Source organism: Trichocoleus sp. AS-A1, assembly GCF_039962015.1.
GTDB lineage: Bacteria > Cyanobacteriota > Cyanobacteriia > Cyanobacteriales > FACHB-T130 > FACHB-T130.
This window is the reverse complement of record NZ_JAMPKG010000007.1, coordinates 97,870-113,952: the sequence shown is the minus strand read 5'-3', so window position 1 is coordinate 113,952 and position 16,083 is coordinate 97,870. Positions and strand designations below refer to the sequence as shown.

General features: G+C 47.0%; 11 protein-coding genes. 7 read left to right on the top strand and 4 right to left on the bottom strand.

Features of this window, described 5'->3' with window-relative positions; genetic code table 11:
* Nucleotides 1-20 precede the first annotated feature (20 nt).
* Nucleotides 21-3,146, top strand: coding sequence for an efflux RND transporter permease subunit (locus NC994_RS07580; protein WP_190432457.1), 3,126 nt, complete (start codon nucleotides 21-23; stop codon nucleotides 3,144-3,146).
* Nucleotides 3,147-3,198: 52 nt separating this feature from the next.
* On the top strand, nucleotides 3,199-3,687 hold the full coding sequence (locus NC994_RS07575) for a hypothetical protein (RefSeq protein ID WP_190432455.1): 489 nt from the start codon (nucleotides 3,199-3,201) through the stop codon (nucleotides 3,685-3,687).
* A 228-nt stretch (nucleotides 3,688-3,915) separates the two neighbouring features.
* On the opposite strand, the gene NC994_RS07570 is transcribed toward NC994_RS07575, so the two are convergent.
* Both NC994_RS07570 and NC994_RS07565 read right to left on the bottom strand, forming a co-directional pair.
* On the bottom strand, nucleotides 3,916-4,275 hold the full coding sequence (locus tag NC994_RS07570) for a hypothetical protein (RefSeq protein WP_190430095.1): 360 nt from the start codon (nucleotides 4,273-4,275) through the stop codon (nucleotides 3,916-3,918).
* A 137-nt stretch (nucleotides 4,276-4,412) separates the two neighbouring features.
* The gene (locus tag NC994_RS07565) at nucleotides 4,413-5,540 is read right to left on the bottom strand and encodes a saccharopine dehydrogenase NADP-binding domain-containing protein (RefSeq protein WP_190432453.1); all 1,128 of its coding nucleotides are present in this window, start codon (nucleotides 5,538-5,540) and stop codon (nucleotides 4,413-4,415) included.
* A 442-nt stretch (nucleotides 5,541-5,982) separates the two neighbouring features.
* Between NC994_RS07565 and NC994_RS07560 the strand changes: the two genes are divergently transcribed.
* Complete coding sequence (locus tag NC994_RS07560; protein WP_190432451.1) at nucleotides 5,983-8,502, top strand: GAF domain-containing protein; 2,520 nt, start codon at nucleotides 5,983-5,985, stop codon at nucleotides 8,500-8,502.
* A gap of 47 nt (nucleotides 8,503-8,549) precedes the next feature.
* On the opposite strand, the gene crtO is transcribed toward NC994_RS07560, so the two are convergent.
* Nucleotides 8,550-10,244, bottom strand: a complete 1,695-nt coding sequence (crtO, locus tag NC994_RS07555; RefSeq protein WP_190430098.1) for a beta-carotene ketolase CrtO — start codon at nucleotides 10,242-10,244, stop codon at nucleotides 8,550-8,552.
* Between the two features lie 439 nt (nucleotides 10,245-10,683).
* Here crtO and NC994_RS07550 point away from each other — a divergent pair, with 439 nt between their 5' ends.
* Nucleotides 10,684-11,004, top strand: coding sequence for an STAS domain-containing protein (locus NC994_RS07550; RefSeq protein WP_190411640.1), 321 nt, complete (start codon nucleotides 10,684-10,686; stop codon nucleotides 11,002-11,004).
* Between the two features lie 70 nt (nucleotides 11,005-11,074).
* Here NC994_RS07550 and NC994_RS07545 read toward each other — a convergent pair whose 3' ends face one another.
* Entirely contained in the window at nucleotides 11,075-12,214 is a 1,140-nt protein-coding gene (locus NC994_RS07545; protein ID WP_190411641.1) for a SpoIIE family protein phosphatase, read from the bottom strand.
* 174 nt (nucleotides 12,215-12,388) lie between these two features.
* Here NC994_RS07545 and NC994_RS07540 point away from each other — a divergent pair, with 174 nt between their 5' ends.
* The 3 genes from NC994_RS07540 to NC994_RS07530 all read left to right on the top strand — a co-directional run bounded on the left by NC994_RS07540 (nucleotide 12,389) and on the right by NC994_RS07530 (nucleotide 15,693).
* Nucleotides 12,389-12,571 carry a hypothetical protein gene (locus NC994_RS07540; protein WP_190432444.1) on the top strand — a complete coding sequence of 61 codons (183 nt, stop codon included), beginning with the start codon at nucleotides 12,389-12,391 and terminating at the stop codon, nucleotides 12,569-12,571.
* Between the two features lie 116 nt (nucleotides 12,572-12,687).
* Nucleotides 12,688-13,122: an ATP-binding protein gene (locus tag NC994_RS07535; protein ID WP_190411642.1), complete on the top strand. Its 435-nt coding sequence runs from the start codon at nucleotides 12,688-12,690 to the stop codon at nucleotides 13,120-13,122.
* A 357-nt stretch (nucleotides 13,123-13,479) separates the two neighbouring features.
* Nucleotides 13,480-15,693, top strand: coding sequence for a phosphoketolase (locus tag NC994_RS07530; protein ID WP_190432442.1), 2,214 nt, complete (start codon nucleotides 13,480-13,482; stop codon nucleotides 15,691-15,693).
* The last annotated feature ends 390 nt before the right edge of the window (nucleotides 15,694-16,083 follow it).

Here is a 16,083-nt window from a genome sequence, read left to right as displayed (position 1 = left end):
TTTGTCTTTTGCCTTTAACTATGCTTAGTGCGCTTATCAAGTGGTCTATTAAACAACGCTGGCTAGTTGTCCTTGCCGCCATGCTGGTGACAGTTTGGATATTTCGCGTGGCGTCACAAATGCCAGTGGATGTATTTCCCAGCTTTGCTCCACCCCAAGTCGAAATTCAAACTGAAGCCCCCGGATTAGCTCCAGAAGAAGTAGAATCTCTGGTTACTTTACCGATTGAAAGTGCTATTAATGGGACTCCCGGCGTCACAACAGTACGGTCTGCTTCAGCGGTGGGGCTTTCAGTTGTGAAAGTTATCTTCAATTGGGAAACTGATATTTATCAAGCCCGACAGTTAGTGACAGAGCGATTGCAGCAAGCGCAAGAAAAGCTGCCAGAAAGTGTTGATTCGCCACAAATTTCTCCGATTAGTTCTCCAATCGGCACTGTATTGCAATATGCTTTCACTGTTGAAGAAGGTAACAGGCAACAAGCATCTTCACCTAGCACTGACTTGATGGAGGTCAGGCGTATCGTAGATTGGCAGGTGACAAACCGCCTTTTAGCGGTTCCTGGCGTCTCGCAGGTAATCGCTTATGGGGGTGATATTCGCCAGTATCAAATATTAGTCGATCCAGCGAAACTAAAAGCGTTTGATGTGTCTTTACAGGACGTGACTGAAGCCGCAGAAAAAGCCAATGTTAACGCTCCGGGTGGATTTCTCATTAACCCTGACCAAGAGCTATTAATTCGGGGTGTTGGGCGGATTGAGTCCATTGAAGACTTGCGACAATCAGCGATTACCGCTCGAAATGGAACACCGATTCGATTAGGCGAGGTCGCTGATGTCAAAATTGGTGCCGCACTCAAGCGGGGCGATGGCAGTTTGAATGGCAAAAAGGCAATTGTGGTCATGATTAACAAACAGCCACAAGCCGATACTCCCACGGTCACTCGTGCCATTGAGGCGGCAATGAAAGAGGTGAAATCGAGTTTGCCTCCGGATGTAAAAATGACGGTTACTTTCCGTCAAGAAGACTTTATCGACGCCTCGATTGAAAATGTTCGGGAAGCACTCGTTGAAGGCAGTATTATTGTTGCTTTTATTCTTGTCCCGTTTTTGATGAATTGGCGCACGCTTGTCGTGAGTCTCACTGCACTTCCCTTGTCTTTGTTGTTAGGATTGCTAGCGTTAAATTGGCTGGGATATGGTCTGAATACGATGACTCTGGGAGGCTTGGCAGTTGCGATTGGTTCAGCCGTTGATGATGCCATTGTGGACGCTGAAAATGTCTACCGTAGCTTACGAGAAAATAAGCTGGTAGGGAAACCAAAGTCACCATTAGAAGTTGTCTTTGAAGGTTGTCAGGAAGTACGCGATTCTCTATTTGGTGCAACTTTAATTACTGTGGTGGTTTTCTCGCCAATTTTTGCCCTTGCTGGTGTGGAAGGTCGCATTTTTACACCGATGGGAGTGGCTTATTTAGTGGCAGTTCTGGCTTCTAGCGTGACCGCACTTACCATCACTCCAGCTTTGTGTGCCATCTTACTCCCTCACAGTCGTTTGCCAGAAAAAGAACCGTGGGTGGCGAGATTTTTTAAAGGACTTTATCGTCCGTTTTTAATGTTTTCTTTGCGGAATTCTCAGCTGATTTTGGGAGTTGCGACTGCTAGTTTGGTGGCTGCAATTTTAATTGTCCCTTCCTTGGGACGGGTGTTTTTGCCGGAGTTCCAAGAGCGATCGCTCGTCAACACCCTGACTCTCTATCCCGGTGTCTCCCTAGAAGCGACTAATCGCGCCGGTTTTGCCCTTCAGGATGCGCTTAAGGATGACCCGCGCTTTGATTTTATCCAGTTGCGATCGGGGCGTGCGCCGGGAGATGCGGATGCGGCGGGTGTCAACTTGGCGCACTTAGATGTAGAACTGAGTGAAAAGGGGATAAAAGACCGGAAAGGAAGTATTGAAAAGTTGCGAGCGGAATTTGCCAGATTACCAGGAGTTGCGCCGAATATTGGCGGATTTATCTCTCACCGGATGGATGAAGTGCTGTCTGGGGTGAGGAGCGCGATCGCTGTCAAAATTTTTGGTCCAGATTTAGAACAACTCCGCACTCTGGGTAAACAAGTCGAAGAGATTATGAAAACTGTTGGGGGTGTTGTAGACTTGCAACTCGAACCCCAACTGCCCATTAGACAAGTACAAATTCAGTTTGATCGCCAACAAGCAGCTCGTTATGGCTTAACCGTCGGAGAACTTTCCGAAACGATTGAAACTGCGCTCAATGGACGTGTAGTTTCTCAAGTTTTGGAGGAACAACAAACTTTTGACCTGGTTGTATGGTTAAAAGAAGATGCTCGGAGCAATCTAGAAACCATCCGCAATTTATTAGTGAGTACACCAACAAATCAAAAGATTCCCTTAGCTCAGTTAGCACAAATTGGCTACGGCACTGGCCCGAATACCATCAACCGCGAGAATGTTTCCCGCTTAATTGTCGTCTCGTCTAATGCTAGCGGTCGAGATTTGCGCTCTGTCGTTGATGAAATCAGAGGCAAAGTTAAACAACAAGTACAATTACCAGCTGGTTACTTTATCGAATACGGCGGTCAATTTGAGTCGGAACAACGCGCTACTCAAAACATCTTGATATTCAGTGCGATCGCATTTGTGGTGATTACGGTCTTAATCTACTTGTCTGTTAAGTCCATCCCCTCAACTGCGATGATTATGATTAATTTACCCTTGGCATTGGTGGGAGGTGTCATTTCAGTGGCATTAACGGGTGGGATTATTTCCGTCGCCTCTCTGGTTGGCTTTATTACTCTATTTGGAGTTGCCACTCGCAACGGATTGTTATTAGTTGATAATTACAACGCTAAATTTGCCACGGGAATGCCTTTTTGGGAAGTAATCATTCAAGGTTCGATGGAAAGGCTCAATGCCATTTTAATGACGGCTTTTACCTCCGCTTTGGGGTTAGCACCTCTGGTCGTGGGAGGAGGTGCAGGAAAGGAAATCTTGCAGCCGTTGGCGGTGGTTGTGTTAGGAGGGTTGTTTACTTCTACAGCGTTAACGCTGTTAGTTTTACCCGCTTTGTATGCCAAGTTTGGCAAAGTTTTGCTGCCGAAACAGGTAAATCCGGTGTCCGATCTATAAGTTGCGAAAAGAAGAATTTAAACCACAAAGACGTAAAGGACATGAAAAGAAAATGAAATTATTGAAGGCAAATTTAATTATTTTGGGAAGTGTCGGAGTGCTTTTTTTAGGCGCTTGCACTGGCGAACAGCAGGCATCGAAACCTGATAATAGTCCCACAGAAGCGAAAACGAATGTTCCTGCTGTTTCTCCTTCAGAAACGGCAGCCAAACCTGACCATTCACAACCTTCCAAAGGGGGTAAAGTCGTCGAGACGGGAAAATATCATTTAGAGTTCGTGCCTGAAAAAGAAGCGAACGGCACTCACTTAGATTTGTATCTTCAGAAAGGCGACACCCACGAAGCAGTTTCTAATGCCAAAGTCACGGCTCAAGTTCAGTTACCCAATGGGAGTCAAAAAACCCTAGACATGAAATACGATGTTCAGGGTAAGCACTACGCTGTTTTGCTACCCGAACAAGCATCAGGCGAGTATAAGGTGGTCATCCTCTCGGAAATCAATGGCGAAAAGGCGAACGGTCGTTTTACTTTTAATCGCTAGCAATGCTAGGGGTACGAAGCTATAGCAATCCTATTTGAGTTGTGAGATCCAGTGGTTTAGATACCCGACTTCTCTAAGAAGTCGGGTATCTCGCTTTAACGAATCATTTGGGACTGCTGTTGTAGGTTGGGTTAAGGAATTAAACCCAACCTAATACTAAAAAATGACATCGTTTCATTCAGCTCTTTTACTGAAAATCCCGTACTCTTAGAATGCTAAAGATTGGATTTAGTCGTTGCCTGTGACCTTTTGAATCAAGTCTTGTGCTTTTTCGATTAAATTAGAGTCGTTATTGTTTTCTGTGGAATTGAGTACAGTCTTTTCGTTTGCCTTTTCGCTATAGTCAAAGGGTTCATTGGGGTTTGCTGATTTTTGCTGCTTATCCTCTTCAAGAAAACCTGTTGCTTCGCTATATTGATAGGCGCGGTCAACTCGGTCGTCTGATGTCAGCTTATCTCTTGAATGTAATACTGCATAACTAGGCTGTGCGGCGATGAATAAACTTGCCACACTGATTAAAGTCATTAAACTTAAAACAAAAATATTTTTATGGAGTTTTTGTTTTAAAGTTACTAAAATTCGTTGCATGGAAAATTCCTCCCAATTGCTTTTTGTGAGAATTGATGATGCACGAGTAGATAGGACTACTAACACAATTTATTAAGTACGAAATGAATCGTACTTATCTAGTTACATCTATGCCGTCTGCCGCAGGATACATTCGTTTATTTTTTTAACCATTCATGATGAATTTTTATTCCTCGGCTCTGCATAGTTTGTTCAAATAAATCGGTGGAAAGTGCCTGTTCTACAGGCCAGACGCCTGGTTTTTTGAGTTTGCCTGCTAGCAATAATTCGGCAAGGGTGCCGGTGCCATAACCGGCTGCCACGGCTGTATTTTCATGCACTAAAGTTGAGCAATAACTTGCTGGCCGATCATCTTTATAACCGTTGACTTCAGAGCGAATTGCTACACCGATGCCAGTGAAGCGATCGCTAACATCTGTCATTCGGTGGCTGACGCGAGCTAAAAATTCGATGACTTTTGGATTGTTGAGCCAGCTAGAGGGCCACCAGTGGGCAACGCTCCAAGTTAGATAATTGTAAAAATCGGGAACTGTACCAAATTTGGTAATGACGGTTTTAACAGGAAAAGTGTCGGGTAGCGTGAAGGCTTCTGGCATATCAAACCAGTAAACGCCGATGCGACCATAGGGAGCAGGAAATTCAATGGTTTCGCGATCGCTATACGGCTTGATTATCTGCCACTGACCATTTATCCAAGCTTTAAAAGGGCTTTGTAGCCCTAAAAATGTTGTTCGCATCACCGTAATGCCAGCGCCCCCCGACCCCGATACTAGATAGCTCAGATGAATGCGTTCTGTCTCATCTAGTTGCTCGACGCCCTGGCGTACCATGCTATTAGAAATACCGGGGAAAATACCCGTATTAATAATTGCTGTAACTCCAGCAGCAGCAGCTTCGTCTCGGAAATCCAATGCTTTGCGAGTAAAAGATGGGTGATCGCTGACATCCAGATAGTTGACACCCACTTCTATACAAGTTTTTAGGACTTGGGCATCTCGGTAGTGAAATGGTCCCGCACAGTGGATTACAAGATCGCAAGCAGCGATCGCATCCCTCAACACTTCTCGATCCGCTAAATCTAAAACCTGGAATTGCACTTGCGATCCCAGCTTTTCGCTGACCAACGTTGGCAAGCTTGCAACACCGTGCGCCCCGATTGGGTTTCTGCCAGTAACGGTAATTTGCGCCTGTGTGTGAGCGACGATATCCGCCGCCACATTGCTACCAATCCGTCCGCTTCCTCCCAGAATTAAAACCCGTGTCATTAATCAAGTTGTTAACGCTATCTTCAGTTCATCAGGTTTGCCTGCTTCTCTCCATCGGTACCAAGGCAGACTTTTTTTCAGTAGAACAGACAAATTTTATCGAAATCCGGAAGATCAATTTGTCGATCGGCTGACCTACATGAGATATTAGATGACTTTCACACCCAGCTTTGGGAAGTAGTATCTACCCGAAAACTTCACTTTGTTACACTATACTTAAGAAAGATGTATAAAAAAATCTTCTATGATAAACAAACAAATACCCATGAAGTACCCATAAAGCGGGCATCAATCGTTCGTGAATCAAGGAAAATAAAATCTTTTTTTTAATTGCTAAGAACTCCTAAATTCTAAAGATAACTTTAGGTTGGCATCATTGAGTTGCGAATGAAGGGAGTAATTAGCTGGATTTGGTATAACTTCTCAATGGAAGTGTCCAGCGGTGAAAAAGGAAATTTTCGAGCAGCAGATTGAGGCGACCTCACAACGCCGGAAAGAGCTTTGGCAACGAACTGAAGAATTTCCCACCCAGGACAAGCAACTACTGGTGGAAAGTTTGCAAGAACACGACCAAACTCTAGAAGAATTGCAAGTAACTTTAGAGGAACTGCGATCGCAGAATGAAGAGCTAATCGCCAGCCGTCAGACTGTGGAAATCCAGCGACAGCGCTACCAAGATTTATTCGAGCTGGCTCCAGACGCTTACTTGGCGACGAATCTTGATGCCGTGATTCTAGAAGCCAACCAAGCGGTAGCGCACTTGCTGAATATTTCTCAGGAACACTTGCTCGGCAAACCGTTAGTTATTTTTGTAACGGGTAAGGCTTTGCAAAACTTTTATACAAACTTAAGCCAATTCCTCGCAACTGACCAAGTAAGCAAATGGGAGGTTGAGATTCAAACCCGGCAGGGTACGCGCTTTCCCGCCACCTTCAAAGTTAAAGCAGTGCGCGACTCAAGCGGGCGGGTGGTAGAACTGCTCTGGCTGTTACAAGACATTACCGAGCGCAAGCAGCACGAAGCGGCTTTTCAGAGCGATCGCCATCTTCTCGAAACCCAGGTTGAACAACGAACGGCTGAGCTTGTGGAAACTAACGAGCAACTCAAACAGGAGATCGCTAAGCGTCAGCGGGCTGAAAAAGCACTGTGGCAGCGGGCGGAAGGGGAATGGGCAATCCGGGTGATTACCGAACGCATCCGCCAGTCGCTCAACCTAGAGGAAATTCTCAACACGACGGTGGCAGAAATTCGACAAGTTCTAGGGAGCGATCGCGTACTGATTTTCCGCACAGAGCCGAATGGGGATGGCGTCGTGGTGGCTGAATCAGTAGATGCAGCTTGGCTCTCATTCTTAGGCAATACCGCACCCGCAGCCATGTTTAGAGAATGTATGCCCCTCTATCGGCAGGGGAACGCCAGAGTAATTGATGACATTCAACAAGCAGGGTTTCCAGCAGATATCACTGAGTTTTTCCACTCGTCGCAAGTCAAAGCCGCCTTAGGCGTTCCCATCATGCATGGGGAGCGGTTTTGGGGGTTACTTGCAGCTCATCAATGTTCGGCACCGCGTCACTGGGAACCGCTGGAGATCGATCTGCTCAAGCAATTGGCAATCCAAGTATCTATTGGCATTCAGCAATCAGAACTGTATCGGCAAGTCCAGCAACTGAATACGAACCTGGAACGCCAGGTACGCGATCGCACTGCCCAATTGCAACAAGCGCTCGACTTTGAAGCACTGCTCAAACGCATCACCGACGATGTCCGCGATCGCCTTGATGAAAACCAAATTTTACAAGTTGTCGTCTGGGAATTAGGCGTCGGGCTGAATATTGATGGCTGCGATACAGGTTTATACGATGCCGACCAGACCACGTCTACCATCAGCTACGAATACACCCTGGGAATCCCTTCTGCTCAGGGGCAGGTAGTGCAGATGGCAGACTTCTGGGAGGGTTATTCTCAGCTGCTGCAAGGCAAATATTTCCAATTTTGTCAGATGGTGCCCGATAGTCGAGGTGCGCTGACCAGACTCGCTTGCCCCATTGTTGATGACCAAGGGGTATTGGGGGATTTATGGTTATTTAAGCCCCAGCAAGACGTCTTCAGCGAGCTAGAAATTCGACTGGTGCAACAGGTCGCGAATCAGTGCGCGATCGCCCTTCGGCAAGCCCGGCTGCATCAAGCAGCGCGATCGCAAGTCGAGGAACTGGAAAAACTCAATCGCCTCAAAGATGACTTTCTCAATACCGTTCCCCACGAGTTACGCACACCAGTCTCTAACATGAAAATGGCGATTCAGATGTTGTCCATTGCTTTGAATCGTGACTATGCCTTATTTGCCGAAATGGGCAAGCCGAGGGAACAACAAAGCAAAGTCGCTCGCTACTTTCAGATTTTACAGAACGAGTGCGAACGAGAAATTCGCCTGATTGATGACCTGCTGGATTTACAAAAACTCTATGCAGGCGCTCACCCTTTATTACTGAGTGCGATTCAGCTCCAGGAATGGCTGCCGCCCATTGTAGAACCTTTTCAAGAGCGAGCCAGAAACCACCAGCAAACCTTGCTCCTTGACCTCCCTCGCGACCTCCCTCGCTTCATCTGCGACCCCACGACGCTAGGCAGGATTTTGAGCGAGTTACTAGAAAACGCCTGCAAGTACACCCCCGCATCAGAAACGATCGCATTCAAAGTCCAGAGTCAGCCAGGGAGCGTTCAGTTTAGCGTCAGCAATTCCGGCGTGGAGATTCCGGAACGCGAACTTCCGCATATCTTTGACAAGTTTTACCGCATTCCCAGTAATGACCCGTGGAAGCAAGGGGGAACGGGATTAGGGTTGACGATCGTGAAAAGATTAATCGCCCATTTGAAAGGGACTCTGCGAGTGGAAAGTAAGGATCGTCAGACCTGCTTTATCCTCGAGTTACCGAGCGATCGCTCAGCTCAAATTATCTCCTAATCCTTCCATTGGTAGGGGCACGGGCAATGCCGTGCCCCGATTTATCGCTACGAAATTTTAAACACAGACTCAACCGTAGATTTGAGAGAATTTCCCGCATCCTTCAGCTTTTGGGCAATTGGCTGCTGAGTATGCAGGAACACACGAGCGCAGTTGCGTCCCGGCATCCCGGAAATAGAACCGCCTGGATGAGTACCCGCACCGCTGAGAAATAACCCTTCAATCGGAGTTTTGTAGTTCGCCAATTCCGGCAACGGACGGAAAAAGACCATTTGGTCGAGGGTCATATCAACGTGGTAGTAGTTCCCCTTATAAGCGCCCAAGCGATCGCCGAGTTCCGCTGGACTTTCAACAGCACGAGCGATAATCGAGTGCTTGAGATTCGGTGAATAATCGGCTAACTTATCTAACACCCGATCTGCGACTTTGTTTTTCAGTTCATCCGTCCAGCCAGTACCATGCAAACCCGTACCCTCCGCACCGGCAATCTGATAAGGCGCGAAAAACTCAATCCAGAGCGTATGCTTACCTTCCGGAGCCATTGACGGATCGAGTACCGTGGGTACGACCACATACATTGAGGGGTCGGCATCGGGAATGTTGCCGATAGAAGCCTCGCTGTGAGCGATTTCCACATGGCGCACCGAGTCAGCAATTAGAACTGAGCCAATCAGGTACTCATCCTGGTGATTGTGGTGTTCAAAGCGTAAAGGCTCCGATAGGGCGCAATCGATCTTGAGAATTGTTTCGTTGTTATTGACAATTCTGCGCTCTAAGCGCTCCCTTAAATTCGGGTCGGCTGAATCAACATCGCTCTCATCCATGTGGCGTAGGAACAAGCGCTTGGCATCAATGTTGGAGATCACCCCAGTTTTAGCGCGGTATTCGGTGCCACCTGCCACCCGCACGCCCACTGCACGACCGTCATCGATTAATACTTTTTCAACGGTCTGGTCGCACAGGACGACACCGCCTTTACTTTTCACTAACTTCAGCAAAGCATCAACCAGTGCGCCGCTACCACCTTTAGGTCGCGCCATTCCGGGGTCATGGCGCATCGCCATCATGATTGAACCGACAGAAATGGTTTTTTGGGACGGAGGTGCGCCAAGCTCTGCGGAGAGTCGAGCCAAGGGCGCTTTCAGAAACTCGGAATCAAACCACTCGTTGAGGATATCTTCCGGGCTGGTGAGCATGGTACGAATCAGATCCAACGTCTTATTTGGCCCACCCAAGACGGAGAATAAATCTTGCAGCTTTTTGAGGTCGTAATTGCCAGCAATGTCAACGATCGATTTTGGCGGTGCGTTGAACACCGGGATCATTGCACCCAGTACGCGCTGCCAGTACTCGGTATATTCGGCATATTTTTTGGCATCGCGATCGCTATAACGTGCAATCTCTGCACAAGTTTTTTCAACGGATTTGTGACCTAAAAAGTATTTGCCATCAGGATGGGGGCAAAAAGCGACTGGGTCGCAATATAAATATTCCAAGCCATATTTAGTGAGTTCTAACTCTTCGACTACCGGACCCAAGTGAATGAACTCGTGGTCAATCGAGCAGAGGTTGAACTTAAAACCCGGTGCCTCTTTCGGTAAGATTTCTTCGGTTGTTGCGCCGCCGCCCGGAATGGAGCGCTTTTCTAGTAACAGAACGCTATAGCCTGCTTTGAGCAGATAGGCGGCACAGACAAGTCCGTTGTGACCGGCACCAATAATGACAACATCGTACTCTTGCATGGACAATACTCTCAGACCCGTGTATATCCCCGATTCTAAGAAAGTTAAGAACTTTAAAGGGTCTATCACTCGAAGGATATCCTCCGCCCGGAGCCGCCAGCTAGACGCGGGAGAAAACGCCTTTAGGGCTGTTTGTGATGAGGCGCGAATATCAGGGCAAGCACAGGGCAAGCAGCCGCTAAGGGCATGGCGTCTACTCGGAGAGGCGTAGGGCAAAGCGGACAGAATCGTGAGAGGTGGTGAGAGATGGTAAGAGGCGCGATAGCGAAGCGCTGACTTGTCAGTTCGCGCTCATGCCAAGCGAGGCGTTAGCCTAGCGCAGAAAAAGTCAGTTCGCTGATTTTCTTCGTTAACCGCGGCTAAACTCTAGCCCAAAGCAATTCTCGCAGTTATACTGGCTAGGTCTACATCGTCTTGGAACGGGTCAGCACTACAGAATATGAATCCTGTTGTCAAAATTGTTCAACCCTCTGGCATTTTAGACGGTATGAAGGCGACTCAGTTTCGTCAAGAAATTAGCGATATTGTTGAAAACGGAGGCAATATGGTGTTAATTGACTTTAAGGACGTTACCTTTATGGATAGTTCTGGGTTGGGGGCGCTAGTGCTTGCACTCAAAACTGTTCGCGCCGCTGGTGGTAAACTCTTTATTTGCTCGATTAATGAGCAAGTAAGAATGTTATTTGAACTGACCAGTATGGATCGCGTCTTTGAAATCTTTCCGAATCGTGAAGAATTTAATAACGCGATTAGTCAATAGCTAATGGCTAATCGCTAATGGCTAATCGCGATCGACAATTAGCACTTAGCAATTAGCACTTAGCACTTGACTAATCAAAGTTGATTTGCAGCAACGATAAATCATCGTCAAAATAGTCTTTTGGATTCCTATCTTGAACAGAATTCACGATCCGATCTAGATTATTCTGATGATTTTTCGGAAATTCCGTCAGCAGATCGATGAATGCATCAAGACCCCAAATCGTGCCGTCTGGTTGGTTAATTTCATAAATTCCATCACTGAAAATGTATAGGGTACTGGATTTTTCCACCTCGCAGCTACCATCCATAAATTCAGCATCAGGAAACATCCCAACTGGCAACCCTGGGGTTTTTAAGCGTTTGACTTGGGTTACTAAATTCGAGTTTGCAGAGATTAAAACTGCCGGTGGATGCCCAGCACTGGCGTAAACTAGGGTGCGCTTAACTCGGTTATAGACTCCGTACCAGATAGTGAAATATTTATCATTTCGCTGAGTCATCTGGAACGTTTCATTCAACGCCTTCAGGACATCACTAGGCTCATAGTAATTAATTTTAGGAAGGGCTTGGCTTTTGAGTAAGTTCATTACAGAAAGAGACGGTAAAGCAGCCCGCAATCCATGTCCGGCGACATCTAGCAGATAAATCGCTAAATGATCTGGATCTAGCCAGTAATAATCAAAGCCATCCCCTCCTAATTGGCGGGAAGGAACAAAACGAGAATCAATGGTTACAGGAGGTGAGGTCAGCGGAGAAGGAAGGATGGAACACACATACTCGGCTGCTTCTGCTAATTCCGCCTCCAACAGCAGTTTTTGGTGCTGCAAGTCGTGGCTGAGTTGGTGCAACCTCAAGCCTGCCCGCACTCGCGCCTTCAACTCATACATATCGATGGGCTTGCACAAAAAATCATCCGCCCCAGCATCCAGCCCTTTCACCCGATCCTCGACGGAACCCATCGATGTCAGCAAAATAAAGAAAGTTGTTGAAAGTTCTGCGGTTGCCTTGACCTGACGGCACACTTCCAGTCCGTTCATGCGCGGCATGATCCAATCGCAAATTACCAGTGCGGGTCGTAACTTTTGCGCTAGGGTCAAACCGGCTTCGCCATCGCTGGCGACGGTTAATTCATAACCCTCGCTTTTTAGCGTTCTTTTCAGCAATAGCTGAATCGCCGGGTCATCATCAATAATCAGAACTTGAACCATGAGATAGAGGGACTACAGGTCGCTTAAGATGGAAGGCAGTTAAAACTGAAGGATGACACCTGAGGCAAGCGTGAAGATCGCTAAACTTCACCGAAAATATGCACAATCATAAACAAGTATAGTCATCGGTTGCTCGAAGTTATCTAGGCTTTCCACTCGTTACTGACTCGCATTATGATGATCAACATTGTTACTGCGATCGAAAATGCTCATGTAGATATTTTGAGAGCCGTCATCACCAAATCTAGCAAGTTCTACGCCCAAAGCTATCAATACATCCAGTCTAAGCACCTCCGACTTCTTGACTCATGCCACCCATTCATGAGGCTAATGAGAAAGTGGCACGCTGCCCACTAACCAGAAAATTCATCGCGATCGCAACGATTACCTATAGGCTAGACTGGATTCTCTCTAATTTGTGCCGATGTTTAATACAAAGTTTCAGTGTCGTTGATTAAAAAGGCTTTGAACAGTTGAAACTCATCAAAAAAATCTCTGTACAAGTTTCCAGCGACCTCAAGGCGTTAGATGGTGTTTTGTCATGGTTTGAAGGTTTAAATCAACCTGAGATTCCTAAAAAAGTTTGGCTACAGTGCCAATTAGCTCTGGCCGAAGGCTTTACTAACGCAGTTCGTCATGCCCACAAAGGCAAAACTTCAGATGTTCCAATTGATATTGAAGTTAATTTGTTTTCGGAATGTTTAGAAATCCGAATTTGGGATCAAGGACCGCCTTTTAATTTAGAAGCCCGCCTTAAAAAACCAGAGGAGATCAGCAAGAATGCCACGGGGGGAAGGGGTATCGCCATTTTACAAAAAATCGCGGACTATCTGAGTTATACCCGCACTGACAACCGGAATTGCCTGTTAGTTGTAAAAAATTATTCTAATTTGTTAGCCTCTGATTGAATTTCACACAAAGATAAGTAGAAGTTTAATTTCTAATAAGATTTTAATCTTCACAACTGGAGAAAGAAAAGAGATTTATAGACCTAGAAGGCTGTAGGATCGAGGGTTAAGAGGCTAGGAGTTGGCTGAAGGACGGACTTCTTAGCGTCTGGAGTACGAATGTCTTCAGGAAAACGGTTTTTGGGTTGATGAGCGCCTACCGGCTGAAATAACCATACAACAGAGCGAGCAATGGGATGGGTGCGAGTAGCGATCGCGCAATCCTAGCACTGCTGACGAACCTACCCTACGGGAAGCCAACGCCATTTTACGTTTTTAGCTTCTCGCGCACTTAATTTACAAGAGGAATCTGAGATTATGACCGCACCGACTCAAGAGGCGATGTTAGCGACGCCTGCTTTTTGCGATGGAATTCAATATTTTGGCGAGAATTTGCCAGGATTTGAGACGGCTGGAAAATCTCCTGCCATAGAAGAAGGTAAGCCAAGCATCGCATCTGCCACCGATCCGGCTGCTGTCTTCCAAACTTTATTGTATGCAGATGCTTTACGCTATTTGACCCTGCAAGTCACTGCAAGTAAGGCGTCTGGGCACCCTGGCGGTTTTGCGAGTCAAGCGGAAGCGTATGCCGCATTGGTTATGCTCGGTTACAAGAATATCATCACCGAAGTCGGGCATCACGCCCCCGGATTTTATAGTGCCATGTTCTTGGATCGGTCGCTAGAGGACATGGGAATCACGACCGTGCAGCAATTGCGCGATCGCTTCCGGGAAAAACACGGACTCTTAGGACACCTCTCCGGCTACATTCCGGGCATTCTCGCACCCGCGGGTCCCTTGGGACAAGGGCAACACTTCGCAATGGCAGCAGCAAAGCTGCATCGCGACAAGCTTTTCCCCTTCACTCTGGGTGACGGAGGCTTAGGCGAACCCTACATTATGAGTGGGATGGGACACTTCCACACGGCTTACCCCGAAGCCACGAATTTCTTGCCGGTGCTGGTTTGGAACGGCTACAGCCAGGAACACCATAGCATGGTGTCCACTAAGTCCAACGAGCAGATGATCGGTTACTGGCGTGGCAATGGGTTTGAAGAAGTTGTCTTAATTAACGCCAAAGACTTCGACGATCAAAACCAGCCAGGAGATTATGTTGATAGCACAGCCTTTTCCTTCGAGAAGCGTCTGGAATTCACCAAAGCGGTGCTACTGGCAGTAGATAAAGCAGCGAAATCTGCACTCGGCGGCAAACTCACCGTACTGATTATTAAACAGCTCAAGGGTGCGGGTGTCCACGCCAAAGGTGCAAAATCCCACAACCTCTATCCTAAAGACACCCTGGATAGTGCCCACATCTCCAACGCTTTGAAAGCACGCGCCTTATCCTCTGCGGCGTGGGAATTGGTGCGGACGAATTGCGAACGCGCCGGTGGTGGTCCCGCAGCTAAGACCGTTGTGACAGAATTTGAGTTACCGTTGCCAGACTTGGGTGAATTGCCCTTGGAAGAATATTCTGTCGGTGGCGAGGCAAAGGTGTCAACGACAGCAATGGGGCGTTTGGTGGGGAAAGTGGGAGAAAGCGATCGCAATTTCCTCGTTACCAACGCCGATGGCAACGAAGCTTCTGGGATTGCCAATATTAACCAAGCCCTCAAGATTATCCACCCCACAGTGGACGATCTCTACAATCAAACACCCCAAGGGCAAGTTTACGAACCCCTGAGTGAAGACGCTTGTGCCGGGTTAGCGGTTGGCTTATGCCTCATGGGTGCTAGAACTCTCTGGTGTTCCTACGAATCCTTTGCCATCAACGGCTTACCGATTTGGCAAACCGTAACGCAAGCGATGGCAGAATTGCGCCGTCCCACTCCCTCTACGATTACCTTATACACTGCTGGAGCATTGGAACAAGGGCGCAACGGTTGGACGCACCAACGTCCGGAAATTGAAGCGTATTTTGCCGCCATGATGCGGAATGGCAACGTTTTCCCCCTGTTTCCCCCTGATGCGAATAGTATCCAAGTCTGCTACGAATGGGCGCTGACAACGAAGAATAAGGGAATTGTGATTACTGCCAGCAAGTCACCGCTCCCGATTCGCACGACTTTTGAACAAACTCGCCAAGGGTTGCGCGACGGTGCCATTGTGCTGCATGAAATCCCCGGTGACAAGATGGTGGTGTTTGCTGTGATTGGCGATATGACGCTGATGCCTGTTTTTGAAGCCGCCGCGTTTTTAGAAACCGAAGGAATTGGGGCGCGGATTGTCTCGATTGTTAATCCCCGCCGCTTGTATCGTCCCCATGATGTCTCCTGGGATACCTGTTCCGAATCCGATGGCGACTTCTTGGACGATGCTGGCTTTGCCAAACTATTTAATGGTGATGCCTTAGTTGGCGTCACGGGTGGCGCGTCTGGGATGCTGGAACCCATCATGCTGCGGAGTAACTGCAAGCGCGATACCTTCGCCTGGAAGCGTGGCGAAACGACAGCGAGTGCGGGTGAATTGATGGCGTTTAATGGATTAACTGCCGAAGCGTTGACAAAACGCGCCACTGAGTTAGTGCATTAAGCTAGATTTAATACCCCTACCTAGTTTACTGGGTGGGGGTTTGATATAAATACATTAGCAAGTTACTTAAATTGTATATCTAGGAGAAATAGAATGGCTAAAAAAAAGATAGCAACTTACTTGATGAACTTAAAAATTAGTTTTTATCAATGGGAAAAGATTGGTCATTATATGGAGAATTGCTACTTTCTTTAATTAATTGAAAAATTAAAAATATCTCAATAAATAATTTGTTGTTTTAAAAAATTATTTATTTTGAGTGTTGACAGAGCAAAAAGTGCCCTCGTTGTGTCTAGATTTAAAGTGCTAAAGCCAAGACAATTTTTTAAAGCATAGAGCATTTTTACCACGCTGAAACTGAGCCAAAACCTCTATAGACAAAACTTTCAA